The organism is Sanguibacter sp. TS_SC_8, assembly GCF_055361235.1.
This window is the reverse complement of sequence record NZ_CM143955.1, coordinates 4037342-4060594: the sequence shown is the minus strand read 5'-3', so window position 1 is coordinate 4060594 and position 23253 is coordinate 4037342. Positions and strand designations below refer to the sequence as shown.

The following is a 23253-nucleotide window of genomic DNA, read 5'->3' as shown; positions in this document are numbered from 1 at the left end:
GTGCAAGGATCCCCCTCATGACCCCGAAGACCCCGATGACCGCAGGGCCGACCTGGGCGGCGATCCACTCCGAGCGGGCACGCCTCCTCGGTGATCTGGAGACTCTGTCGACAGAGCAGTGGTCGTCGCCGACCTTGTGCGCGCAGTGGTCGGTGGAGGACGTCGTCGCGCACCTGACAGCGGGTGCGAGCACCGGGCGCTGGGCTTGGCTGCGCAGCATCGTCGGCGCGCGGTTTCGTCCCGAGGTCCACAACGACCGGCGCCTCGCCGAGCACCGCGGCCCGACTCCCGCACAGACTCTGGTCGGCTTTCGCTCCGTCGTCGCATCGCGGATCGCGCCCACCGGGGACCTGTGGGCCTGGTTGGGTGAGGTGGTGGTCCATGGCTCCGACATCCGTGAACCCCTCGGCATCTCCACCGTCCCCGAGCGGGACGCTCTGGTGGAGGTCGCAGAGGGATATGTCCGCAAGGACTTCGCCGTGAACTCCCGGTCCCGGGCGAAGGGCTTGCGTCTCGTGGCCACCGACAGCGACTTCCGGGCGGGAGACGGCCCGGCCGTCGAAGGCGCCACTCTTGACCTGGTCCTCGCGATGGCGGGACGGCCGACAGCCGTGTCGCGCCTCAGCGGCGAGGGAGTGCCGGTGCTCCTGGCGCGAACCACGCCCTGACGTCCCTCAGAGGCGGGCCGACGCCGCGCTGCAGCGCGAGGGCGCGGTGCTGCTCGAGGTGGGCCGGGCACCTCTGGTGACCCACCGTGGACCGTCCTAGGGTGAAAGGACCGGCACCCCAGGGTGCGCGCCCGTCAGGAGGACTCCCATGCTGGTCTCAACCATGAACGACGTCCCCGGTCACACCGTCCAGGAGGTCCTCGGCGAGGTGACGGGCCTGACGGTCCGCGCCCGCAACGTCGGCGCGCAGCTGGGCGCCGGGCTCAAGTCGATCGTCGGCGGTGAGCTCAAGGGCCTCACCAAGCAGCTGCAGCAGAGCCGCGACGAGGCCGTCGAGCGGATGATCGAGGCCGCGACCGCCAAGGGCGCGAACGCGATCCTCGCGATGCGCTACGACAGCGACGAGGTCGCCAACGGGTACCAGGAGATCGTCGCGTACGGCACGGCGGTCGTGCTGGTCTGATCCGCCCCGCGGGTGGCGCGCCGGACTACGGCAGCACGATCTCGAAGTCCGGGTCGACCGTGTCGAGCAGGCCGAGCACCTCCGGCCAGGCGCCCGCGTCGCCGTCGACGTGCAGGTCGCCCGAGGCGGTCAGGACCGAGAGCTGCGTCGGGTCGATCAGGCACGTGAGGAACACGGCCCTGGTCGCGGTGAGCGTCGCGTGCGCCGGTCCGGCCGCGAGGCTGCTCCCCGACCCGGGCGCGCCGTCGTCGACCACCTGGTGCACCAGGACCCCGTTGGTCAGCCGCACCGCGTACCGGGTCCCCTCGACCACCCAGTCGACCGCGAGCCGCGCACCCCAGGCCCGGGGACCGTCCACCCGGATGGCGAGGGAGTCCAGCGCCTGGCCGATGGACAGGGCCGCCAGCAGGTCGGGGGAGGAGGACTGCGCCGGTGTGCCGAACGTCCCCTCCGCCAGCTCGGCGGCGCCGGAGAGGAAGAAGTTCCGCCACGTGCCGTTCTCGGTGCCGTACCCGAGCTGGGTGAGGGCCCGGGCCTGCAGGTCGCGTGCGCCGGCGTGGTCCGGATCGGCGAACAGGACGTGGTTGAGCACCGTGACCACCCAGCGCAGGTCACCGTCGTCGAAGGACGTCGTCGCCTTCTCCACCACGGCGTCGACCCCGCCCATGAACTCCACGTAGCGCGTCGCCTCCTCGACCGGAGGGTGCTCCCACAGGTGCGCGGGGTTGCCGTCGAACCAGCCCATGTACCGCTGGTAGATCGCCTTGACGTTGTGGCTCACGCTCCCGTAGTACCCGTGGGTGTGCCACGCGCTCTCCAGGGCCGGGGGCAGCACCATCACCTCGGCGATCTCCCGGCCGGTCAGGCCCTGGTTGAGCATCCGCAGCGTCTGGTCGTGGAGGTAGGCGTAGAGGTCACGCTGTTGGGAGAGGAACTCGATGAGCTCGGCTCGGCCCCAGGTGGGCCAGTGGTGGGAGGCGAAGAGAACCTCGGACCGGTGGGCGAACAGGGCGATCGACTCGGTGAGGTATGCCGCCCACACGCGCGGGTCGCGGACCAGGGCGCCGCGCAGGGTCAGGATGTTGTGCAGGGTGTGGGTGGCGTTCTCGGCCATGCACAATGCGCCGTGGTCGGGGAAGAGGAAGTTCATCTCGCTCGGGGCCTCGGTGCCGGGCGTGAGCTGGAACTCGATCGTGACGCCGTCGACCACCTCGCGCTGCCCGGTCGCGGTGATCGTCTGGGTGGGGACGATGAGCGAGACGGTGCCGGTGCTCGTCGTCTGCCCCAGGCCCGCGCCGACCTGGCCGGCTGGGCCCTTGGCGAGCGCCGCACCGTACATGTAGCCCGCGCGGCGGGCCATCGCGGTGCCGGCGTAGACGTTCTCGGAGACGGCGTGCTCGAGGAACCCGGGGGGCGCGAGCACGGGGCACTGCCCGGCGTCGACCGCAGCCTGGGTGGTCACTCCCTTGACACCGCCGAAGTGGTCGAGGTGGGAGTGGGAGTAGATGACGGCCGTGACCGGCCTGTCCCCGCGCACGCTCCGGAACAGCGCGAGGGCGGCCGCCGCGGTCTCGACGGAGATGAGCGGGTCGATGACGATGACACCGCGGTCACCCTCGACGAAGGTGATGTTCGACAGGTCCAGCCCGCGCACCTGGTAGATGCCCGGGACCACCTCGTAGAGCCCGGACCGGGCGGTGAGCTCGCTCTGGCGCCACAGGCTCGGGTGGACGGTGCCGGGGTTGTCCCCGGTGAGGAAGTCGTAGCCGGCCGCGTCCCAGACGGCGGCGCCGTCCGGTCCCGGGACCACCGGATCGAGGAGCGCGGCGAGGTGCCCGCGGTCGGCGGACTCCAGGTCGCGGTCGTCGGTGGGGAGACGGTCGGCCGCCTCGCGGAGGGATGCTGCGATGGCGGGAGTGACGTCGTCGGACATGAGGGCTCCTGAGGCCGCGTGCCGGTGGTGCTCGTCGTCGAGCACAATCCACGGTAGATCCGGGGGTGTGACCGCGCTGCCCGGGGAGGCGAGTCGCAGGTCAGGGCGCTGGTGTGGCCGGCTTGCCAGCGGCCCGCGCAGCCGAGGCGAGCACCTCCGGCCCGGTGACCAGCGCCCGCCGCCACGGCGCGACGCCGTCGATCTCCACCTGGAGGGAGAAGCTCAGCACGGTGCGGATGAGCACGATGAGCGCGAGGACGAGCGCCTCGGTGAGGGACGGTGCCGACGTGATCGTGCGGACCAGGTCCGCCGCGACGAGCACCTCCAGGCCGAGCAGGATCACGCCGCCGAACATCTTGCGCAGGGTGGAGAAGGCGAGCGCACCGTCCCCGGTGCGAGACCACCGCCGGGCCGAGAGGCCGAGGCTCACCACGAAGCCGATCACCATCACGCTCACGCCGATGACCTCGAAGGCCGTCGTGACAACCTCGAAGAAGTCCGTGCTCATCGCGTTCCTCCTCCGGGACGGCCGCGGCTCCGGGCCGGCGATCACCACGGCGCCTGTCCCGACCCTAGCGGGGGCCTCGGCCGGGCGCCTGGGAGCCCGCCGGAGCGTCGGCGCCGCCCGGCGAGGCCCTCCTCCCACCCGTGAAAGGATTGACGTATGGCTCCCGCACCCGACTACATCGACGCCCTCGCCCGCTTCATCACCGCGAGCCCGTCCTCCTACCACGCGGCTGCGGAGGCCGCGCGGATCCTCGACGAGGCGGGCTTCACCCGCCTGGACGAGGCGCAGGAGTGGACGTCCACGGCCGGTCGCCGCTACCTCCTGCGCGACGGCGCGATCATCGCCTGGGTGCAGCCCGATGCAGCGGGCCCGACGACGCCCTTCCGGATCCTGGGTGCGCACACCGACTCACCCGGCTTCAAGCTCAAGCCGCGCCCGACGATCGGCTCGCACGGCTGGCTGCAGGCCGGCGTCGAGGTCTACGGCGGCCCGCTGCTCAACTCCTGGCTGGACCGCGAGCTCGAGCTCGCCGGGCGGCTGGTCACCCGGGACGGACGCGAGCACCTCGTGCGGACGGGCCCGTTCCTGCGGATCCCCCAGCTCGCCATCCACCTCGACCGGGACGCCAACGCCGGGCTCACCCTCGACCGCCAGCGCCACACCGCGCCCGTCTTCGGTCTCGGCGACCGGTCCCAGGCCGATCTCGTGGGGCACCTCGCCGGCCTGGCAGGCCTGCGCGGGGAGGACGTGGCCGGCTACGACGTGCTCACCGCCGACACAGCCGCCCCCGTCCGCTTCGGGATCGACGGCGACCTGTTCGCCGCCGGCCGGATGGACAACCTCACCTCGGTCTTCGCCGGGCTCACCGCCCTCGTCGCGACGGCCACCTCGGCCGCTGCTGACTCTGCCGACGCCGGTCACATCAGCGTCCTGGCCGCCTTCGACCACGAGGAGCTGGGCTCGGAGAGCCGCTCCGGGGCGAGCGGCCCGCTGCTCGACGACGTGCTCATCCGGATCGGCGCGACCCTCGGGGCGAGCGCCGCGCACCGCCTGCAGGCCTACGCGGGTTCGTGGTGCCTGTCCGCGGACGCCGGTCACAGCGTGCACCCGAACTACTCCGAGAAGCACGACGGCGTGAACCAGCCGATCGCCGGGGGCGGCCCGCTGCTCAAGATCAACGCGAACCAGCGGTACGCGACCGACGCGCACGGGGCTGCGGTGTGGGCGGCGACCTGCGCGGCGGCCGGGGTCAGCTACCAGGAGTTCGTCTCCAACAACACGGTGCCGTGCGGGTCGACGATCGGCCCGCTGACCGCCACCCGGCTGGGGATCCGCACGGTCGACGTCGGCGTCCCGCTGCTGTCCATGCACTCCGCCCGCGAGCTCGCCCACACCGGCGACCTCGTGGCGCTGGCCGGCGCGGTCACGGCGTTCTTCGCCGGCGCGAGCGCCACGACCGCGGTGACCGGCCGGTGACCGCAACGACCGCCACGATCGTCTCGATCCAGAGCCAGGTGATCACCGGGCACGTGGGCAACGCGGCGGCCGTCCCGCAGATGCGCGCGGCGGGGTTCACCGTGGCTGCCGTGCCGACCGTGCTGTTCTCCAACCACCCGGGCCACGGACGGTTCCGCGGGCGACCGACCGACCCCGAGCTCGTCGCCGACCTGCTGCTGGGCATCGAGGAGCACGGCGTGCTGACCGAGACCGTCGCCATCGTCAGCGGCTACCTCGGGTCCGCGCAGACCGGGCGGGCGGTCGCCGCCTTCGTCGACCGGGCGCTCGCGGCCAACCCCGCCATCACCTACGTGTGCGACCCGGTCATGGGGGACACCGGCTCGGGGGTGTTCGTCGCCCCCGGCGTGGTCGACGTGCTGCGCACCGAGCTCGTCGCGCGCGCACACGTGCTCACCCCGAACCAGTTCGAGGCCGGCCTGCTCGCTCACGGGAGCGCCTCCGCCGCCGGCGCGTCCACCTCCACCCTGGACGGGCTGCGGGCCATCGCGGAGTCCCTGCTCGGGGGGCCCCGGCGCGGCGTCGTCGTCACCGGATGCGTGCTCGCGGACACCGCGGACGGCATGATCGAGACGCTCGTCTTCGAGAAGGACGCGACGACGCGGCTGGCCTCGGTCAAGGAGGTCGGTGCTCCGAACGGCACCGGCGACATGTTCAACGGGGCCCTCACCGCGGGGCTGGCCTCCGGGCTCACCCTCGCCGGCGCGGCCCGGGCCGCGGCCGACGCCGTCACCCGGGCGCTGCGCTACACCGCGGCTCGCGGCTCGCGCGACCTGCTGCTGCCGCCGGAGACCGTGTCGACCTGACCTGCGACCTGACCCACGACCACCGTCGCGCCCGAGGCCGGGGACCGCACGACCCGCGCGACCAGACCTGCCCCGGCCACCAGGTGCCGGGTCGCCTCCACCTGGGTGGCGGACGTCTCGATGAGCAGGTGGCCACCGGGGGCCAGCCACCGCCGGGCTGAGGCCGTCACCCGTCGCTGGACGTCGAGCCCGTCGGGTCCGCCGTCGAGGGCGCGTCGCGGCTCGTGGCTGCGCGCCTCCGCCGGCATGAGGCCGATCGCGTCGGTGGGGACGTAGGGCGCGTTGACCGCCAGGACGTCGACCTTCCCGAGCAGGTCAGCCGGCAGCGCGTCGTAGAGGTCCCCCTGATAGACGTGGGCGTCGGGACCGATGTTGCGGCGGGCGCACCGCACCGCGGCGTCTTCGATGTCCGCGGCGCGCAGGTCGACGCCGGGCACCGCGGCCACGATCGCCGCGCCGACAGCCCCCGACCCGCAGCACAGGTCGACGACGACGCTGCCCACCCGGGCCAGCCGGCCGGCCTCGACCGCGAGCAGCTCGGTCCGCCGGCGCGGGACGAAGACTCCGGGGGTGACGGCGATCCGCAGGTCGCAGAACTGCGCCCAGCCGAGGATGTGCTCGAGGGGCTCGCCGGCCACGCGTCGGGTGACCGCCTCGAGCAGGTCAGCCGGAGAGCGGGCGGCCGCCAGGAGCAACCGTGCCTCGTCCTCGGCGAAGACGCATCCCGCCCCGCGCAGGGTCGCGACGACAGCGGCGCTGCTCGCGACGTCGGCCGCGGTGCGAGGCGGGCGCTGGGGAGGGCGTCGCACGACCAAACGAGGGCCTCCCTGGCTGCCGCGGATGCACAGGTTGTGCACCCACCAACGATTGAAACGTTTAAGCCCGCACGCACCGGGTGAAGTGATCTGGCACCGCCGCCACGCTGTCGAGAACGTGCGGGGAACGGTCCCACCGTTACCGTACAGTCGTCGCCATGGACCGGACACCTGCGCCTGCTGCGCGACGACGCGCCGCCGATGAAATGTTCCACCGTGCCATCGCGGCCTTCGCCGACGGTGACCTCCCCAGCGCCGAGCGGGAGTGGTCGGCGGCCCGTGAGGAGTTCACCGACCTCGAGCTCGAGGACCGTGCCGTCGACTGCACCGTCAAGCTCGGCGTCGTCTACCGTGCGACCGACCGCTACGCCGAGGCCGAGGCCGCCTATGAGCAGGCGCTCAGCTACTACACGGCGCACGGGCTCCACCGGCTGGCCGCGAACTGCACCGCGAACCTCGGCAACGTCTACCGGTCTGTCCGGCGGTTCGACGAGGCCGAAGCGGCGTTCACCCAGGCCCGGACCTACTTCGCTGCGCACGACCTGCATCACGAGGCCGCGACCTGCGCGGTCAACCTCGGTGACCTCTTCTGGGACGCCGAGCGCGGGGTCGACGCGCAGGCCGCCTACACCGCGGCGTTGGACTACTACCAGGCCAACAACCTGCACCGGCAGGTTGCTGACTGCCAGATGAACCTCGGCCTCGTGCTGTGGGGGACCGAGCAGTTCTCCGAGGCGGAGGTCGCCTACTCCCGTGCCCGGGACTTCTACCGCGCGCAGAACCTGCAGCGCGAGGTGGCCAGCGCGACCGTCAGCCTGGGCGGGATCTACGCGACGTCGCGCCGCTACGTCCTCGCCGAGGAGGCCTACCACTCGGCGATCGCGTACTACGAGGTCAACGACGTGCGCCAGCGCGTGGCCGACTGCGCGATCGGGCTCGGCCTGGTGTTCCGGGAGACCGCACGCCTGACCGAGGCCGAGAACGCCTACGGCGCGGCCCAAGACCTCTACGCCGAGCTCGGTCTGCGCCGTCAGGTCGCCGACTGCCTGGTCGCCCTGGCCGACATCTACGCCGAGCTCGGGCGCACCGAGGCGGCCGACGCCGCCTACGCCGAGGCACGTACCACCTACGCCGCCACCACCCCCGTCATCCACTGACGCCCCACCAGCGAACACGACCGACGCAAGAGGACTGATCAGCGGTGATGCTTCGGCAACGGATTGCCCGGGGGTACTGGCGGCTGAGCCGTTGGACGGTGGTCTCTGAGCCGATCCCACCTCACGGGGCGGGCATCCTCATCGGGGCCCCCCACACGTCCAACTGGGACTTCGTGCACATGCTCGCCATCTCCGCCGAGGCCGGGATCACGGTGAAGTTCCTCGGCAAGAAGGCCCTGTTCAAGCCGCCCTTCGGGTGGCTCATGCGGGCCCTGGGCGGGATCCCGGTGGACCGCTCGGCCCCCCGCGGGCTCGTCGAGGACCTCATCTCCCGGGTCCGGGCCGGGGAGCGCTTCTACCTCGTGATCACCCCCGAGGGCACCCGCAGCGCCGGCACGTACTGGAAGTCGGGCTTCTACCGGATCGCCCTGGACGCCGGCCTGCCGATCACCCTCGGCTTCGTCGACCGGACGACCATGACCGCGGGACTCGGACCGACCTTCACCCTGACCGGGGACGTCCACGCGGACATGGACTTCATCCGCGCGTACTACGCCGACAAGGCCGGCCACGACCCGTCTCGGCGCACCGAGGCGCGCCTGCGCGAGGAGGACAGGTGATGCGCTATCTGCTCATCGCCCCCACCACCACCGCGCGACCCGAGGCCACGGTCCGGGCGCACCGCCGTCGTCGGACGAGCCCGCCTCCGGCACCGGCCGCACAGCCGGCGCTCGTCCTGCGGAGCCGTCTCGACTTCCAGCAGAACGAGCTTGCCCAGGATGCCGACCGGGTCCACCTGCCCGGCGGACAGGTCGACCTGACGGGGGAGGGGTGCTGCTCGGCCTCGGTCACGAGCGCGGCCCGCGTCCGGGTGCGGGACCACTCGATGGTCGCTCTGGAGGTCCGCCATCGCTGCACCGACGCGGAGAAGGCACGGTGCAGCATCCACGCGGAGGAGTTCCTCACCTCCGTCCCGGCGGCGCTGGCCCTCGTCGTCGGCGAGCTCGCCGGGCTCGCCTTCTCCTGGGTGAGCCGCACAGCGCTGGCCGAGCACCACGACCAGGTGCTCGACAACTGGCTCGACGGAGACGTCATCGAGCGGCAGATCTCCTCCAGCGCGTCCGGTGGTGCCGGGGGCGGTGGACTCATCGAGGCGCGGTTCGGGTGGGGGAACAACACCATCGTGGGCTGGGGTGCGGCCGGGGGACCGGTCGAGGAACAGCTGGTCCGCGGTCTGATCGACGCGCAGACGATCTGGGTCGAGATCGAGGCGATCTCCACCCGGTCGGCGCAGATCGTGCACAACCTCATCGACGACGGCAGCCGGCTGAACCGGCGCGACTACGACACCCACCTCGCCGACATCAGACAGCTCACCCTGGAGATCGCCAGTCATCGCCTGGCCCACGACGACCTCCTGCTCAGCGTGCAGGGACCACGACGCGCGGCGGCTCTCTCCCAGCTGGAGTCCTGGCACTACGCCGTCGTCGCGGAGAAGGTGGGAAGCCGGCTGAGCGACACGACGGCGATCATCGAGCAGAGCAAGTCCGCGCTGGACCGCACGTATCAGAAGGTCATCGAGGTCGCGCTGTTCGCCCTCTCGCTGGTCACCTTCGTCGATCTTGTCCTCGCAGCGATCTCCACGTCCTACTCGGGCGTGGACGACCCGCCCGGGGAAGGGTCGCGGCTCGGCATCCTGCGGTGGATCCGCGGCGTCGACCCGGACTGGTTGTTGGCCGCGGCCGCAGGCACGATCCTGGTGATCGTCGCCGGCGTGCTGGGGTCCCGGATACGGAAGAGGTGACGCGTGGACAACTCTCACGGCGGGGCGCTCGCCCGCGTGGTCGGTGCCTGTGCCACGACGGAGCTCGACCCGGCGTGGGTCGCCTCCGTGACGACGGTGGAGGCCGAGCGTCAGGCGATCGAGGAGATGCTGGCGGCTCGGCCGGACGAGCCGGTGTACGGCTTCTCCACGATGCTCGGCCACCTCGATCGTGAGGGTGACCTGGCGCTCTCCCAGGAGTCCCTGCTCCTGGCGCACCTGGTCGGCCCCACCTCCGTCCTGAGCGGCCCCGTCCTGCGGCTCATGACGCTGTGCAAGATCGAACAGATCCACCACGGCGGGTGCGGCATCCATCCGCAGACCTTCCGGGAGGTGCTGGCCTCGGCGACGCACGCCGCGGACCCGGCCACGGGGTCATGGGGGTCGTCCTACGGCTCCGGTGACGTGGTGCCCGCGGCGTGGTGGGTCCAGTCCCTGCGCACCGGCGGCTCGCTCGGCGAGCTGCGCACCGGCGACACGATCGCCCTGATCAACGGGAACTTCGTCGCGACGGCCTGGGGGGTCCTCGCCGGCCTGCGGGTCGTCGACGTCGCCGCGCGCATCGTGGCGGCGGCCACCGTGATGTGCCGGCTGCCCCGCTCCTCCCCGCTGCACGACGACGCGCACGCCCGCCCGATCGTGGAGCTGTTCGACCAGGCGCAGCGGAGTGGCGCTGCCTGCCCGTGGGATCGCCCCGGGCAGCCGCCCGTGACGCTGCGCGACGCGACCCCGCTCGTCCAGACCGTTCTCTCGGTGGTCGACCAGCTCGGTCGGGCGCTCGACACTGTGCTCGGCGCACCGTCCGCCAACCCTCGGTTCCTCGTGGTCGACGACGCGATGGTGGCTGAGAGCCAGTCCAGCTTCCTCGATCAGCGGGTGACCATCGCGCTGGCCGGGGCGTCCCAGCTGCTCCAGCTCGTCACCGGGGTCGCGCAGCGGTTCGTCGAGCACCGGACCGCGACCCTGCAGCGGGCGGCCTCCGCCCCCGTTCCGGCACTGGTCCAACCCCCGAAGGTGGCCGCCGCCCTGCTCGAGCAGGTCTCCGTGCTGGGCTCACCGCAGGTCCGGTTCGTCGGGGCCGACTCCGAAGGCATCGAGGACCTGCGCGACGGCGCGCTGCTCGCCGCCCACCACGTGCTGCGCCAGGTGGAGATCACCAGCGACGCCCTCGACCTCGTCGACGGCTTTGTCGACGTCGACCCCGCGACCGTGGACGCGGTGCGCGCGACCGTGCTGGAGAACTTCCTCGGCCAAGGAGGTCTGAGCCTTCCCGACCTGCTCGGCGTGATCGGTCAGAAGCCGTAGGCCGCGCGGACCTCGTCGAGGCTGGCGTACGCCTCGTTGTCATAGCGCAGGAACAGCTCACCCTCGAGCTGGTAGACCGCCAGGACGCGGACCGCCGCGTCGCACCGGATGACCGTGTCGTCGACGAGGACCACCGAGACGGCCTCGGCCGCCGGGAACCAGAAGACCACCCGGCGCAGGGACCGGGCGTGGCGCAGCCCGAGGACGAACCCGGGGGACTTGTCCGGGGAGACCAGCGGACGGCGCCCGCCGTCGAGGGGCACCCGGCTCAGGGAGCCGCGGCGCAGGTCGTCGAGCTCCCACAGCACGTCGCAGCCGGTGGCGTCGCCGTCGATGACCACCCGCAGCGAGCCGATGGCTGACTGCAGGCGCGTCAGGGCCACCATCGGGTGCGAGGGGTCGAGGTGCCCGGCGGTCTGGACCCGCGGGACGCCGTAGGCCGCCGCCGTGCCCTGGGGCTCCGGCTCCCCGGGCGCGGCCGTCGGGTGGATCGAGAGGGTCGTGGTCACCGGCGCGCTCGTGGCGGGGGGCCGGCGCGGCGGGCGGCGGCGCAAGAACCCGTCCACGACCGTGCTGCGCCCGCCCGGGCCGGGGGACTGGTGGCTCACAAGGTGAACCCGTAGCTCTTCGCGACGTCGCGCACCCCGCCGGCATAGCCCTGCCCGACGGCGCGGAACTTCCACTCGTTGCCGCGCCGGTAGAGCTCGGCGGCGACGACAGCGCTGGTGGGGCCCAGGTCCTTGGTCTCGATCGCGTAGCGCAGCGCCTCGGCGCCGCTGCGGTCCAGGACCCGCACGACGGCGTCGCGCACGCTGTCGAAGGTGCCGGGGTTGCGCAGGTCAGGGTTGACGTAGAGGACGAGGGCGATGCTCATGACGTTCGACGGGATCTTCGCCAGGGACACGTCGATCTGCTCGGCGTCCCCGCCGGGCAGCGAGCCGTCGGGGTCGTAGGCGACGTCCTCGTCGGGGCTGAGCATCTGGTTGAAGAACACCACGTGCTCACCGGAGACGGCCTTGCCGTCCTGCCCGCAGACGATCGCGCACGCGACGACCTCGGTGGCCGGGCCGTTGCTCTGGACGACCGTCCAGGAGAAGCCCACGGTGATGCTGGAGACGGCCGGGAGCAGGTTGGTGACCGAGGCGTTGGCGCCCCGGACGAGTGTGACTGGAGACATGTGTGCTTCGCTCACCCAAACTTTTCGCGGAGGAAACGGCCGTTGATCTCAAGCTGTGCGCTGTCGTGAGCGTAGACGGCCGTGACCATCGAGTGCGCCCGGTCGAGGAGCAGCTGGAGCTGGCTGACCAGCTGCGCGTCCTTGACCTCGGGGGCGGCCCGGGAGGCGAAGTACGCGTTGACCGTCGACGGGATGTAGTCCTTGAGCATGAACTCGATGGCGATCTGCTCGTCGATGGTGGGCAGCGCGACGGTCGTGTGGTCGAGGAGGTCGGCCAGCAGGTCGAGCATGGCGAAGAGCTGGATCGACGCCTTGACCGGCAGGTGCCCCCCGCTCTGGCGGGTCGAGCCGCGCAGCGCCTGGATCCGGGAGCCCATGTCGTCGTGGAAGGACCGTTCCGGGGCGGGCGGCGGGGAGACCGGGGCCGCGGGCGCCTTGGAGCGTCCGAAGAGCCAGCTCATGGTCTCCCCTCCTGGTCAGCGGTGTGCGGTGCGGCGTGGTGCCCGGCGTCGGGTGCTCGACGAGCTGGGTCAGGACGTGATCTCGTTGCGGGACTGCGCCCGCTCGAGGTAGGGCTGGGCCCGCTCGATCTGACCCTGCAGCGACGTGATCGTCGTCGCCATGGACGTGGCGGCCTCGGCGCGGAAGGTGTCGATCGCGTCCATCGTGGCGAAGACGTCCTGGAAGGCCTTCTCAAGCTTCTCGACCTCGATGGTCGAGGCGGCCGCCTGGCGGTGGATGTCGGCGGACTGCGTCTTGAGCATCTCGGCGTTGGAGGCGATGAGGTCGCTCGTGGTCTTGTTCAGCGCGGTGATCTGGTCGAGGACCAGGCGCTGGTTGGTCAGCGCCTGCGCGACGATGACGGCGGTGCGCAACGCCGAGAGCGTCGTGGTGCGGGCCCGGTCGACGCCCTTGATGAGCTCGACGTTGTTGGCGCGGACCATGTCCATCGCGAGGTAGCCCTGGGCGGAGACCGCCAGCTGGGTGAGGATGTCCTCGTGGCGCTGACGGACGGCGAAGAGCACGTCGGCGCGCATGGCCTTGGCCTTCTCAGGGGAGCTCGCCTCGACCGCGACGATCTTCGTCTCGACCGCCTGGTCGAGGTTGGAGAGCAGGATCGCGTACTCCGACAGGGTCCCCATGGTGGTCCACAGGTTGACCTTCTCCTGCTCGATGCTCGCGTTGTCCTTGCGCAGCTCGTCCTGCCCGGCCTCCAGAGCCCGGGTAATCGAGTCGAGCTGGGACTGGGCGGACTTGTACTTCTCGAAGTACCGCGCGATCTTCGACCCGCCGGGGATGAACCCGAGGATCTTGCGCGCGCCGGTGAGGTCGGCCCGGTTGGGGGTGAGGTCCTCGACCTGGAAGCGCAGGTCGGTGAGGGTCTTGGCGACCCGCGCCTGGGCGTCCCCGCCGTCGCCGTTGCCCTTGGCGGCGGCCAGCGCGGAGGCCGGGCGCTCGAGCATGCGGTTGGAGGCGTTCGCCGCCGCGGAGATCTCCTGGCGGCCCAGGTTGGTGATCTCGGTGACCTTGGCCTGCAGCTCGGGGCTGTTGGGGGTGAGGGTCGCGAGCTCGTCGGCGAAGGCCGTGGCGGTCGCGGTCAGCTCCTGCTTGCGGGTGCTCTCGACCGGGAGCATCCCCTCGACCTGGGCGGGCTGCACGACGGCGACCGGTGCGGGCGCCTGCAGGACGAGCGACGCGCCGGGCGGGGTCAGGGACACACTGTCGGTCATCGGGCTCTCACTTCTTCGCGTGGCAGGTGGTGCCGGCGGGCAGCGGTGAGTACGTGCTGCCTGAAGGCGTCGTCTTGGCGTTCCAATCTGCAACTGTACCGTTCGGGCACCCGTGGGCGGGAGAGACCTCCCGCCCCCGTGCGGACAAGGGACCTGCAGGTCAGGGCTGCAGCGACTTGAGCTTGAAGATGGCGCCGGTGGGGTCCGCCACGGTGGCCAGCTGACCGTAGGGGGTCTCCTCGATCGGCTGGACGATGCTCCCGCCGAGAGCCGTGACCTGAGCCAGGGTGGCGGCGACGTCCTGAGAGCCGAAGTAGACCTGCCAGGTGGAGGGGACGCCCGGCGGCAGCCAGGAAGAGGCGTCCATGACGCCCGCCCGCTGCACGCCGTCCACCATCTGCACGGTGTAGCGGAAGTCGTCCGTGTCGCCCATGACCTGGGTGTCCCAGCCGAACACCGAGCGGTAGAAGTCCAGCGCCGCGGCGTAGCCGGTGGTGTGCAGCTCGTGCCAGATCGGAGCGCCGTGCTCCTCGAGCACGAGGTACCCCGGGTGCTCGAGCGGCTGCCATACGCCGATCACGGCACCCGACGGGTCGGCGTAGACCGCGACCACGCCCTGGGTGGGGATCTCCATCGGATCGTTGAGGACCACGCCACCGGCGGCCCGGACGGCGGCTGTGGTCGCTGCGGCGTCGGTCACCGCGAGGTAGGTCGTCCAGCAGTCGGGGTAGCCGGAGTCGGGCTCGTTCGGCATCGCCCCGGCGACGGGCAGGCCGCCCTTGGAGAAGCTGAGATAGCCGCCGTACCCAGGACCGTCGACCATCTCCCAGCCGAAGAGCTCGCCGTAGAAGTCCGCGGCGCGGCCGGGGTCGGAGGTGGCCAGGTCGATCCAGCAGGGTGCGCCCGGGTGCACGGAGTCACGAGTGGTCATGGTTGTCTCCTCGGACGATCTCGGGTGTGCGCTCGCCGGAGTGGGGTCCGATGACCGCCCGCGACGCCGACGACGCCGCTCCCACCAGCGTAGGACGGCGAGGTGACGGCGTCTCGGGGAGCCGCACAGGCGCCGTCGGCCGCTGCCGACCGGTCGCCGCGCTCCGCCCGTGCAGCACAAGGCGTCAACAACGGTTGACGCCTTGGGGGCGTCAACATAGATTGACAGAGTCGATATCGGAGGAGAGTGGTCGAGGTGGGTGAGTCGGAGATGAGCGCACTGGTGGTCAGGTCGGGCGACGAGGACCCGTTGAGCGCGCTGGCTGCGGTGGCCGAGCTGCAGCGCGAGGTGAGCCGCGCCGAGGCGACCGTGGTGCGCCGGGCGCGGGTGACCGGTGCGTCGTGGGCGGACATCGCACGGGTGCTGGGGGTGAGCCGGCAGGCCGTCCACAAGAAGTACGGCGGGAAGCGGTTCGGCCGGGGGTGAGCGCGACCGGGGTGGTGCGGGGTCAGGTGCTCGGGCCCGCGACCGTCGTCCCGCGGGTGCGCGAGCGCAGCGCCAGGCCGACGCCGAGCGCGGCGACGACCATGAGCACCAGCCCGATGGCCGACGTCGCCACGACACCCTGGGAGAAGGCGTCGCGCGCGGCGTCGAGCAGGGGAGTCGCGAGCTCCGCGGGGAGCCCCTCGGCCGCGTGCACCGCGCCGCCCAGGGTCTGCTGGGCGGCGTCGGCCGTGGTGGGGTCGAGCCCCGCGGGGAGCTCGAGGCGGGTGCGGTAGAAGACCGCGAGCACGCTGCCGAGCACGGCGACGCCGAGGGAGGCGCCGAGCTCGTAGGCCGTCTCGGAGATGCCCGACGCCGCCCCGGCGCGCTCGGGTGGCACCGAGGCGAGGATCGCGTCGTTGGTGAGGGTCTCGGCGAGCCCCGCGCCGCCGCCCACGAGCACGAAGAGCGCGACGATGACCCCGACCGAGGACGACCCGGTGATGGTCATCCCGAGCAGGTAGCCAGCGGCCGCCAGCAGCAGCCCGGCCGGGACGAGCACCCACATCGGGGCCACCTTGGCCAGGGCCACCGCGCCCAGGCCCATGACGACGGCGGAGATCGCACCGGGCAGCAGGTACCAGCCGGCGGTCATCGGCGACAGCCCCAGGACCAGCTGGAGGAACTGGGAGACGAAGAAGACGAGACCGGAGAAGGCGAAGATCGCCATGAAGTTGGCTGTGACCGATGCCGAGAAGATCCGGTCGCGGAACAGCCGGACGTCGAGCAGGGGGTCGGTGCGCCCGACCTGGCGACGGACGAAGAGTGTCCCGAGGATCATGCCGGTGGCGAGCGAGCCCAGGGCGAGCGGCGTGGCTCCGTGGGTGGCGAAGGTCTTCACGGCGAAGACGACGGGCAGCATCGTCGCGATCGACAGGCCCACGCTGGGCAGGTCGAGGCGCGCCGCGAGCGGGTTGCGGGACTCGGGGATGAGGAACGGGGCAGCCACGAGCAGGGCGATGAGCACCGGGACGTTGAGCAGGAACACCGAGCCCCACCAGAAGTGCTCGAGCAGCCAGCCGCCGACGATCGGGCCCAGGGCCGCGCCGGCGGAGAAGGCTGAGGCCCAGATGGCGATCGCGAGACGGCGCTGGTTGTCGTCGATGAAGAGGTTGCGCAGCAACGACAGGGTCGAGGGCATGAGCATCGCCCCGAAGAGACCGAGCAGGGCGCGGGCGGCGATGAGGTGGGAGGCGTCCGAGGCGAAGGCCGCGTAGACGCTCACCGCGCCGAAGCCCGCGGCGCCGAGCAGCAGGAGGCGGCGGCGCCCGACCCGGTCGCCGAGGGTGCCCATCGTCACCAGCAGGCCCGCGAGCATGAGCGGGTAGATGTCGACGATCCACAGCAGCTGGGTCGAGCTCGGGGCGAGCGCGAGGCTGAGCTGGGGGACGGCGAAGGACAGCACCGTGTTGTCGATGCTCACCAGCAGCACCGGCAGCATGAGGACGACGAGCGCGAGCCAGGCGCGCCGGCCGGCGCGGACCGGGGTGGTGGTCGCGGGTCCGGGTGCGGGACTCGCGGCGAGGGTGGGGGACGGGGTGCCGGGCATGGCTGCGCCTCTTTCATGAGTGGATCGACGCTTACTGTACCGGCTGGACGGTACTGCTGGCGTAGGGTGGGACCGTGTCCTCCATCACCAGGCCCTCGCCCGCCCGCCCGCCGGCCACCCGTGAGCTGCTCCTCGACGCCCTCGAGACCCTCCTCATGGAGGGCGGGTCCTCGGCCGCGACCCTCGAGGCGGTCGCCGCCCGCGCCGGTGTGTCCAAGGGCGGGCTGCTCTACCACTTCGGTTCGAAGGAGGCGCTCTACGAGGGCTTCCTCGCGCGGCTGCGGACGACGTCCGCGCAGGACGCCGAGCGCACCCGGACCGCACCGCAGGGCCTGGTCGCGGCGTATCTCGACGTGTCTGCGGTCCCGGACGACCCGGGCACCCGGTCGGTCCTGGCGGCCCTGCGCCTGGTCGGGGTGCAGGAGGTCGACGTCGAGACGGCCCTCGCCGACACCTTCGAGTACTGGTATGCGGTGATCGCCCAGGAGATCACGGACCCGGTCCTGGCCCGTCTCGTCCAGCTCGTCGGCGACGGCCTCTACCTGCACGCACTGATCGGCTCCGCCCGGCCCGAGGCAGACCAGCTGGTCATCGCCCGGGTCGTGGAGCTCGTGGCGGAGTCTCGGGTGGCGGTGTCCCGGGTGGAGGAGTCCCGGTGAGCGCCGTCCGCGCCACCGTCCTGCTGACCGGCTTCGAGCCCTTCGCCGGGGCGACCACCAACCCGTCGTGGCAGGCCGTGCAGCGCGCCCGGGAGCTGTGGGACGGGCCGGAGGCTCTGGAGGTCCTCGAGGTGCCGGTCGAGTTCGGCCGCGCCGCTGAGGTGCTGCGGGACGCGGTCGTGCGGCTGCGTCCGGAGCTGGTGATCGCCGTCGGGCAGGCGGGCGGGACGGCGACGCTCGCGCTCGAGCGAGTGGCGATCAACATCGACGACGCCCGCATCCCCGACAACGCCGGCGCCTCACCTGTCGACACGACCGTGGTGGCCAGCGGGCCCGCCGCGTACTTCGCGACGCTGCCGATCAAGGCCGCGCTCGCGGCGCTGACCACCGCCGGGATACCTGCGGTCGTGTCGCAGACGGCCGGGACCTTCGTGTGCAACCACGTGTTCTACGCGCTCATGCACGCGCTCGCGGCTGACCGGCCCGGGCCGCGCGGGGGGTTCGTCCATGTGCCCTACGCCCCCGAGCAGGCCGCTGGGACGCCGCACCCGTCCATGACGGTCGAGACGATGGCGGCCGGACTCGTGACGATCGTGCGCACGAGCCTGACGACGACGACAGACCTGGCCCTGGCGGCGGGCGCGACGCACTAGCCCCACGTCTGCCGCCGCCGACGTCCGCACGGACTCTTCCGGAAAGCGTGTCGCGCACTCGGGCTGTCGCCCGGCGTCTCGTCAGCGCCCGAAGGGTCCCGGCGACGCACTCCCACAGCACCACCGGGACGAGGGCGAAGCCGCCACCCAGATCCGTCCAGACGCTCCTCTTGCGCGTCCTTGCGACGACGTAGAGCTGCTGCGTGAGGATGTCCTGGCGTCGACCCCGTTCCCGCGCCCGTCGCTGAGCGTCGGTGCGGTGAACTGACCGGCCCATCGAGCCGGCCATCGAACCGGGCCGCCTCTGCCTGATCGGCGCGCGAGGGGTCGATCTTCATGGCGATCACAGTACGCACGAGTCGAGCGGGGGACGACAGCGCGAGGTCGGTGGGGCCCCGGCCCTCCCAGATGCGGTCCGGCGATCGCCGACATACGGTCGAGTGGATCCGCGCGACGACCCGCGCGGCACCGTGAACCAAGCGCTGGAGGATCCGTGGGTATCGGAGACAAGATGAAGAACGCCGCTGAGGACGCCAAGGGCAAGGCCGAAGAGGCGACCGGCAAGGCCACGGGCAACGAGCGTCTCGAGGCTGAGGGCAAGGCTGACCAGAGCAAGGCCTCGCTCAAGCAGGCCGGCGAGAACGTCAAGGATGCCTTCAAGGACTGAGACGCCTTGAACGACTGAGCAGCTGGCGCTGTGCGCCGGCCGTGCCGCGAGCCCGCCCCGCACGTCGGGGCGGGCTCGCGGCGTGTCCGGGGCGGCCTGGGGTGGTCTGGGGTGGTCTGGGTTCTCGGTCAGCCGCGCGGGGCGTTGATCGAGATGTCGCACTCCCCGCTCGGGTCGATCTGGGCGCGGATGGTCGATGACGCGTCCCGCAGCCCCTGGGCCTGGGCGGGGGTCAGGGCGTCGAAGACCAGACGGCGGACGTTGGCGACGTGGCCCGGGGCGGCCTCGACGATCTTGGCCAGCCCGGTGTCGGTGAGGATCGCGTTCGTGTGACGGCGGTCGTGCGGGCTGGGTTGGCGGGTCACGAAGCCCTGCGCCTCGAGCCGCTTGACCACGTGCGACAGTCGCGAGAGCGACCCGCTCGTGAGGCGCGCGAGGTGGCCCATGCCCAGGGTCCGGTCCTCCTGCTCGGAGAGCATCGCCAGGACCATGTACTCGTAGAAGCTGATCCCGGCGTCGTGCTGGAGCTGGGAGTCGAGGGCCGACGGCATCCGGATCATGATCTCGGAGAACTGGAGCCAGGTCTCGTTCTCCTCCGCGTCGAGCCAGCGGGGGGTGTCCGGGGGGGAAGGTTCGGCGCTCATGATCTCATCCTAGAGCAAATGTTTGATGATTCAACTGTTCTCTTCTCGGACGGGGCGTGCTCTTGACGACGGGGCGTGCCGTCAGACGCACGCACCGTCGTCGAGAGCACGCCCCGTACCTGATCGGACCGCGGGAGCTGGCGGGCTGGCGGGAGCTGGCGGGGCGGGATCGGTGGTGAGGGACCAGGCCGACCAGAGGGCCGCGTACGGACCGTCCGCCGCGCGGAGGGCGTCGTGCGTGCCCACCTCGACGATCGTCCCCGCCGCCATGACGACCACCCGGTCCGCCGAGGCAGCCTGGCTCAGCCGGTGGGCGATGACGATCGCGGTGCGCCCGGCGACAGCCTCCCGGGCCGCCGCGTCCAGCGCCCGCGCGGAGCCGGTGCCGGCCTCGGCGGTCGCCTCGTCGAGCACGACCACGGCCGGGTCGGCCAGGATGAGCCGGGCCAGCGCAAGCTGCTGCGCCTGGTCGGCGGTGAGCTCGTGACCACCCGCGCCGACGGCGGTAGCCAGGCCGCCGTCCAGGTCGCGCACCCAGTGGGCGCCGACGCGCGCGAGCACTCCGGCGAGGGTCGCGTCGTCGGCCTCCGGGGCGACCAGGCGCAGGTCCTCGGCCAGCGTGCCGGAGAAGACGTGCACCTCCTGGCTGACCATCGCGACCCGCCCGTGCAGCCCGGCAGCTCCCTGGCCGACGACGTCGACCCCGGCCACCCGCACCGCACCGCTCGCCGGGGGGTGCAGCCCGAGCACGATCTTGGCGAGCGTCGTCTTGCCCGCCCCCGACGCGCCGACGACGGCCACGTGCTCGCCCGGGGCGACGTGCAGGCTCACCGCGTCCAGGGTGGGGCGGTCGCCGTAGGTGAAGCTCACGTCCTCGACCACGACGGAGCGGTCCGGCGTCGGCGCGGGGGCGGGCGTCCCGGCGGTCCGCGGCATCTGCGTCAGCCCGAAGAGCCGGCTCAGCCCGGCCGCGGCCTTCTGCAGCTCGTCGAACTCCCCGAGCACCATGCCGATCGGGTCGAAAAGGCGGTGGAAGTAGAGCGCGGCGGCCGTCGCCGCACCGACGCTCACGTCACCGGCGGACACGAGCCAGAACCCGACGCCGAGCACCGCGGCGAGGCCGATGAGCTCGGCGAGGTTGAGCCGGTTGTAGAAGCGGGTGAGCAGGTTGATGCCGTCGATCGAGAGGCCGATCGCCCGCGTCGAGGCACGGTTGACCAGGTCTTCGTGATGACCGCTGAGGCCGAGGGAGACGACCGTGCCGGCGCTGCTCACGGACTCGATGATCTGCTCCGTGCGCTCCGCCTCGGCGACCCGGACCTGCCGGTAGACCGGCGCCGACCGGCGCAGGAACCAGCGCAGCGCGGTGACCTGGACGGGTGCGGAGAGGAGCGCGGCGACCGCGAAGCGCCAGTCGATCACGCCCAGGCCGACGACGGTCATGGCGATGGTGAAGGCCGCCGAGGTGAAGGCCGGCAGCACCCCGGAGATCGCCTCCCCGACCGCCTCGACGTCGCCTGAGACCCGCGCCACGACGTCGCCCACGCCGGCCTTCTCGATCCGGTCGACCGGCTGGGCGAGGGCGGCGTCGAACACGTCCTCGCGGAGGTCGGCCAGAGCGCTCTCGCACAGGGCCGCGAGCATCGTCTGGCCGGTGAAGCCCAGAGTCGCGCTCGCGGCGCCGGTGACCAGCAGCGCCGCGGCGGCCCAGAAGAGGTCCGCGTCCCGGCCGGAGCCGGCGACGACGTTGATCATGACCCCGAGCAGGGCCGGGGTCGCCAGGGCGGTGACTGCGGCGAGCAGCAGCACGGCCACGGTCAGCGCGAGGCGCCCTCGGCGCCGGGTGAGCAGCCGCCACGTGCCGGCGCGGGTCTGCGCGGTCGAGGCGATGGGCAGGATGAGCTTCACGACGACACCAGCTCGCGGTAGGCGGGGTGGTCGCAGAGCTCACGATGGGTCCCGGTGAGGTGGTCGGTCGTCGTCATGAGGACGACCCGGTCGCAGGCGGCCAGCAGGGTCGGGCTCGTGGTGACGAGCACGAGCGCCTTCTCGGGGAAGGACCGCAGGCCGGCCGCGATGGCGGCCTCGGTCATGGTGTCCACCGCCGTGGTCGGGTCGTGGAGCACGAGGACCGGTTCGGAGCGGTGCAGGGCCCGACCGAGCAGCACGCGCTGACGCTGACCGCCTGAGAGGTTGCGGCCCTGGGCGGTGAGGTGGCTGTCCGCGGCGTCGGGCAGGTGGGTGAGCACCTCCTCGACGCCGGAGGCAGCCAGGGCCCGCGGGTCGAGGCCGCCGGGGCCGTCACAGGGGTCGGCCCCGGCCGGGCGGAGCAGGTTGTCGCGGACCGAGGCGGTGAAGATCGCGCCGTCGTGCTGGGCGGCGAAGACGAGGCCGCGACCCAGGGTCGCCGGGACACCGGCGATGTCGCGGCCCTCGAGCGAGACGGTCCCGGGGACCGCGGGGGTGCGGAACCCCAGGACGTCGACCAGGTCGGTGGCCGCGCGGGGGTCGGAGAGCACTAGCCCGACGACGTCCCCGGCGCGGACGTGAGTGCTCGGGGTCGATGCCGTGGACGAGTGGAAGGACAGCAGCGCCGCTCGCCGGTGTCGGGACGGGCCGGGCTCGGCGTCGGGTGGGCCGGGCTCCGCGGGCTCAGGTGCAGCGGCGGGGAGCGCCGGCTCCTCGGCGAGCAGGCGGCGCACCCGCGTGGTCGACGCGCGCTTCTGCGCGAGGTCCACCCCGAGGAAGCCGAGGGTGGCCATCGGGCCCTGGACGAACTGCGCCAGACCGACGACGGCGACGAGCTCACCGATGGTGATCGCGCCGTCGAGCGCCATCCAGGCCGCGGCGAGGGCGATCCCGGCCAGGAAGGCCGCGGCCAGGGCGGTGCTCACCGCCGAGTACCCGGCCCGGGCCCGGACCGCGCGGAGGGCGGCGGCGAGGGAGAGCCGGCTCGCCGCCCGGTAGCGGCGCCCGGCGGCGTCCTCGGCGCCAAGGGCCTTGAGCACCCGCAGCCCGGTGACGAAGTCCGTGGCGAGGGAACCGGCCCGGGCCGCGGCCGCCTGCTCGTGCTCGCTGCGCGCCTCGAGCGGGACCGACAGGTAGTGCATCACCACGAGCATCAGCGGTGTCGTGACCAGGACCGCGAGCCCCAGCGGCACCGAGATCACGAGAAGCGAGACGGCGGTCGTGACGATCGCGGCGAGCGCTGCGAGGTTGCCGCTGACCAGCCAGGCGAGGCCGGCGACCCGGGAGGTGTCCGACGACGCGACGGCGAGCGCCTCGCCCGGGGCGCGAGGGGTGCGCATGCCACGAGGGTCGAGGGTGCGGCGGACGACGAGGTGGCGCAGGTCGTGCGCGCCGTAGGAGTAGACCCGCACGGTCGCGCGCATACCCAGGCGCCAGGCCAGGGACAGCACGGTGAAGACGGCGGCCAGGACGCCGAGCCAGAGACCCAGGGCGCGGGCGTCGTGGGGCAGGATCGCGTGGTCGACGACCGCGCCGACCAGGACCGGGACGAGCGCCTCGCAGATCTGGTGGGTGACGAAGGCGGCCGTCCCGCCGGCCAGCAGCAGCCAGCGGCGTGCGCCGAGGACCGTGAAGGCGAGGGCGCGGGCGGTGGACCACGTGGCAGGATCTGGCGCGACGGGACGGGGCATGTCAGTAAGGTAGCCCTTACCCAGGGCGGCCTCAATGGGATAGCGTGCC

The 23253-nt window shown here is 72.3% G+C and carries 24 protein-coding genes; 12 read left to right on the top strand and 12 right to left on the bottom strand.

Going from position 1 to position 23253, the window contains the following annotated elements; genetic code table 11:
• Nucleotides 1-17 precede the first annotated feature (17 nt).
• Both ACWA15_RS18265 and ACWA15_RS18260 read left to right on the top strand, forming a co-directional pair.
• The gene (locus tag ACWA15_RS18265; protein ID WP_464057086.1) at nucleotides 18-668 is read left to right on the top strand and encodes a maleylpyruvate isomerase family mycothiol-dependent enzyme; all 651 of its coding nucleotides are present in this window, start codon (nucleotides 18-20) and stop codon (nucleotides 666-668) included.
• A gap of 148 nt (nucleotides 669-816) precedes the next feature.
• Nucleotides 817-1131 carry a YbjQ family protein gene (locus ACWA15_RS18260; protein WP_464057085.1) on the top strand — a complete coding sequence of 105 codons (315 nt, stop codon included), beginning with the start codon at nucleotides 817-819 and terminating at the stop codon, nucleotides 1129-1131.
• Between the two features lie 25 nt (nucleotides 1132-1156).
• On the opposite strand, the gene ACWA15_RS18255 is transcribed toward ACWA15_RS18260, so the two are convergent.
• The gene (locus ACWA15_RS18255) at nucleotides 1157-3064 is read right to left on the bottom strand and encodes an alkyl/aryl-sulfatase (RefSeq protein WP_464057083.1); all 1908 of its coding nucleotides are present in this window, start codon (nucleotides 3062-3064) and stop codon (nucleotides 1157-1159) included.
• A gap of 100 nt (nucleotides 3065-3164) precedes the next feature.
• A complete protein-coding gene (locus ACWA15_RS18250; protein ID WP_464057081.1) occupies nucleotides 3165-3572 on the bottom strand; it encodes a DUF1622 domain-containing protein in 408 nt (135 codons plus the stop codon).
• A 156-nt stretch (nucleotides 3573-3728) separates the two neighbouring features.
• On the opposite strand from ACWA15_RS18250, the gene ACWA15_RS18245 reads away from it, so the two are divergent.
• Together ACWA15_RS18245 and pdxY are read left to right on the top strand one after the other, a co-directional pair.
• Nucleotides 3729-5048: a M18 family aminopeptidase gene (locus ACWA15_RS18245; protein ID WP_464057079.1), complete on the top strand. Its 1320-nt coding sequence runs from the start codon at nucleotides 3729-3731 to the stop codon at nucleotides 5046-5048.
• Nucleotides 5045-5893: a pyridoxal kinase gene (gene pdxY, locus ACWA15_RS18240; protein ID WP_464057078.1), complete on the top strand. Its 849-nt coding sequence runs from the start codon at nucleotides 5045-5047 to the stop codon at nucleotides 5891-5893. Before ACWA15_RS18245 ends, pdxY begins: the two co-directional genes overlap by 4 nt.
• Here pdxY and ACWA15_RS18235 read toward each other — a convergent pair.
• On the bottom strand, nucleotides 5833-6702 hold the full coding sequence (locus tag ACWA15_RS18235; RefSeq protein ID WP_464057076.1) for a putative protein N(5)-glutamine methyltransferase: 870 nt from the start codon (nucleotides 6700-6702) through the stop codon (nucleotides 5833-5835). The genes pdxY and ACWA15_RS18235 overlap by 61 nt on opposite strands.
• Before the next feature lie 212 nt (nucleotides 6703-6914).
• Between ACWA15_RS18235 and ACWA15_RS18230 the strand changes: the two genes are divergently transcribed.
• The 4 genes from ACWA15_RS18230 to ACWA15_RS18215 are packed head-to-tail and all read left to right on the top strand — an operon-like array spanning nucleotide 6915 to nucleotide 10992.
• A complete protein-coding gene (locus ACWA15_RS18230) occupies nucleotides 6915-7865 on the top strand; it encodes a tetratricopeptide repeat protein (RefSeq protein WP_464057075.1) in 951 nt (316 codons plus the stop codon).
• Nucleotides 7866-7912: 47 nt separating this feature from the next.
• On the top strand, nucleotides 7913-8485 hold the full coding sequence (locus tag ACWA15_RS18225) for a 1-acyl-sn-glycerol-3-phosphate acyltransferase (protein ID WP_464059552.1): 573 nt from the start codon (nucleotides 7913-7915) through the stop codon (nucleotides 8483-8485).
• Nucleotides 8485-9669 carry a hypothetical protein gene (locus ACWA15_RS18220; protein ID WP_464057074.1) on the top strand — a complete coding sequence of 395 codons (1185 nt, stop codon included), beginning with the start codon at nucleotides 8485-8487 and terminating at the stop codon, nucleotides 9667-9669. Before ACWA15_RS18225 ends, ACWA15_RS18220 begins: the two co-directional genes overlap by 1 nt.
• Nucleotides 9670-9672: 3 nt before the next feature.
• Nucleotides 9673-10992, top strand: coding sequence for an aromatic amino acid lyase (locus tag ACWA15_RS18215; protein WP_464057073.1), 1320 nt, complete (start codon nucleotides 9673-9675; stop codon nucleotides 10990-10992).
• On the opposite strand, the gene ACWA15_RS18210 is transcribed toward ACWA15_RS18215, so the two are convergent.
• The 5 genes from ACWA15_RS18210 to ACWA15_RS18190 all read right to left on the bottom strand — a co-directional run bounded on the left by ACWA15_RS18210 (nucleotide 10980) and on the right by ACWA15_RS18190 (nucleotide 14830).
• Nucleotides 10980-11600 carry a hypothetical protein gene (locus tag ACWA15_RS18210; RefSeq protein WP_464057072.1) on the bottom strand — a complete coding sequence of 207 codons (621 nt, stop codon included), beginning with the start codon at nucleotides 11598-11600 and terminating at the stop codon, nucleotides 10980-10982. The two genes, ACWA15_RS18215 and ACWA15_RS18210, sit on opposite strands and share 13 nt — an antisense overlap.
• A complete protein-coding gene (locus tag ACWA15_RS18205; protein WP_464057070.1) occupies nucleotides 11597-12169 on the bottom strand; it encodes a TerD family protein in 573 nt (190 codons plus the stop codon). Before ACWA15_RS18205 ends, ACWA15_RS18210 begins: the two co-directional genes overlap by 4 nt.
• A gap of 11 nt (nucleotides 12170-12180) precedes the next feature.
• Complete coding sequence (locus ACWA15_RS18200) at nucleotides 12181-12630, bottom strand: hypothetical protein (protein ID WP_464057069.1); 450 nt, start codon at nucleotides 12628-12630, stop codon at nucleotides 12181-12183.
• 69 nt (nucleotides 12631-12699) lie between these two features.
• A complete protein-coding gene (locus ACWA15_RS18195) occupies nucleotides 12700-13899 on the bottom strand; it encodes a toxic anion resistance protein (RefSeq protein WP_464057068.1) in 1200 nt (399 codons plus the stop codon).
• Nucleotides 13900-14059: 160 nt separating this feature from the next.
• A complete protein-coding gene (locus ACWA15_RS18190; protein WP_464057066.1) occupies nucleotides 14060-14830 on the bottom strand; it encodes a VOC family protein in 771 nt (256 codons plus the stop codon).
• A gap of 270 nt (nucleotides 14831-15100) precedes the next feature.
• Between ACWA15_RS18190 and ACWA15_RS18185 the strand changes: the two genes are divergently transcribed.
• Nucleotides 15101-15316, top strand: coding sequence for a hypothetical protein (locus tag ACWA15_RS18185; protein ID WP_464057064.1), 216 nt, complete (start codon nucleotides 15101-15103; stop codon nucleotides 15314-15316).
• Nucleotides 15317-15338: 22 nt separating this feature from the next.
• Here ACWA15_RS18185 and ACWA15_RS18180 read toward each other — a convergent pair whose 3' ends face one another.
• Nucleotides 15339-16922, bottom strand: a complete 1584-nt coding sequence (locus ACWA15_RS18180; protein ID WP_464057063.1) for an MFS transporter — start codon at nucleotides 16920-16922, stop codon at nucleotides 15339-15341.
• A gap of 74 nt (nucleotides 16923-16996) precedes the next feature.
• Here ACWA15_RS18180 and ACWA15_RS18175 point away from each other — a divergent pair, with 74 nt between their 5' ends.
• The 3 genes from ACWA15_RS18175 to ACWA15_RS18165 all read left to right on the top strand — a co-directional run bounded on the left by ACWA15_RS18175 (nucleotide 16997) and on the right by ACWA15_RS18165 (nucleotide 18901).
• On the top strand, nucleotides 16997-17581 hold the full coding sequence (locus ACWA15_RS18175; RefSeq protein WP_464057061.1) for a TetR/AcrR family transcriptional regulator: 585 nt from the start codon (nucleotides 16997-16999) through the stop codon (nucleotides 17579-17581).
• A complete protein-coding gene (pcp, locus tag ACWA15_RS18170) occupies nucleotides 17578-18234 on the top strand; it encodes a pyroglutamyl-peptidase I (protein WP_464057059.1) in 657 nt (218 codons plus the stop codon). Before ACWA15_RS18175 ends, pcp begins: the two co-directional genes overlap by 4 nt.
• Before the next feature lie 493 nt (nucleotides 18235-18727).
• Entirely contained in the window at nucleotides 18728-18901 is a 174-nt protein-coding gene (locus ACWA15_RS18165; RefSeq protein ID WP_464057057.1) for a CsbD family protein, read from the top strand.
• Between the two features lie 128 nt (nucleotides 18902-19029).
• On the opposite strand, the gene ACWA15_RS18160 is transcribed toward ACWA15_RS18165, so the two are convergent.
• From ACWA15_RS18160 to ACWA15_RS18150, 3 genes are all read right to left on the bottom strand, one after another.
• A complete protein-coding gene (locus ACWA15_RS18160; RefSeq protein ID WP_464057055.1) occupies nucleotides 19030-19545 on the bottom strand; it encodes a MarR family winged helix-turn-helix transcriptional regulator in 516 nt (171 codons plus the stop codon).
• A gap of 81 nt (nucleotides 19546-19626) precedes the next feature.
• Entirely contained in the window at nucleotides 19627-21453 is a 1827-nt protein-coding gene (locus ACWA15_RS18155) for an ABC transporter ATP-binding protein (RefSeq protein WP_464057054.1), read from the bottom strand.
• Nucleotides 21450-23204 carry an ABC transporter transmembrane domain-containing protein gene (locus tag ACWA15_RS18150; RefSeq protein ID WP_464057052.1) on the bottom strand — a complete coding sequence of 585 codons (1755 nt, stop codon included), beginning with the start codon at nucleotides 23202-23204 and terminating at the stop codon, nucleotides 21450-21452. Before ACWA15_RS18150 ends, ACWA15_RS18155 begins: the two co-directional genes overlap by 4 nt.
• Nucleotides 23205-23253 lie beyond the last annotated feature (49 nt).